This window comes from Paucilactobacillus oligofermentans DSM 15707 = LMG 22743 (genome assembly GCF_001434315.1).
GTDB lineage: Bacteria > Bacillota > Bacilli > Lactobacillales > Lactobacillaceae > Paucilactobacillus > Paucilactobacillus oligofermentans.
On the sequence record NZ_AZFE01000032.1, the window covers coordinates 1 to 550 of the forward strand.

Genomic DNA, 550 nt, shown 5'->3' on the forward strand with positions numbered 1-550 from the left:
CACAGTGGTGTCCGGTTTAAAAAATTTTTGATATTATTTAGTTTTGAGAGCGCAAGCTTTCAACATATCGTGAGGTTACTTTGTAAATAACTGTTTATCGAACACGAAATGTTAGTGTGGCAACGATGGCTAGAAGGATACACCTGTTCTCATGCCGAACACAGAAGTTAAGCTTCTAAACGCCGATAGTAGTTGGGGGATCGCCCCCTGCGAGGGTAGGAAGTTGCCATGCACTAATGGAGGATTAGCTCAGCTGGGAGAGCGTCTGCCTTACAAGCAGGATGTCACAGGTTCGAACCCTGTATCCTCCATTGAGCCGTTAGCTCAGTCGGTAGAGCATCTGACTTTTAATCAGAGGGTCGACAGTTCGAACCTGTCACGGCTCATTGTCGTTCGTCGAGCGACAGGCATTTGCTTTATGCCGACTTAGCTCAGTTGGCAGAGCACCTGTCTTGTAAACAGGGGGTCGGAGGTTCGAATCCTCTAGTCGGCATTTTGCGGAAGTAGTTCAGTGGTAGAACATCACCTTGCCATGGTGGGGGTCGCGGGT

General features: G+C 48.5%; 3 tRNA genes and 1 rRNA gene. All 4 read left to right on the forward strand.

The features are described from left to right. Nucleotides 1–115: 115 nt before the first annotated feature. A 5S ribosomal RNA gene (rrf, locus tag FC70_RS06995) occupies nt 116–232 on the forward strand. A gap of 6 nt (nt 233–238) precedes the next feature. Continuing rightward, nucleotides 239–311 (forward strand) — tRNA-Val (locus FC70_RS07000). 2 nt (nt 312–313) lie between these two features. Continuing rightward, nucleotides 314–386, forward strand: a tRNA-Lys gene (locus FC70_RS07005). A 34-nt stretch (nt 387–420) separates the two neighbouring features. Continuing rightward, nucleotides 421–493, forward strand: a tRNA-Thr gene (locus FC70_RS07010). The last annotated feature ends 57 nt before the right edge of the window (nt 494–550 follow it).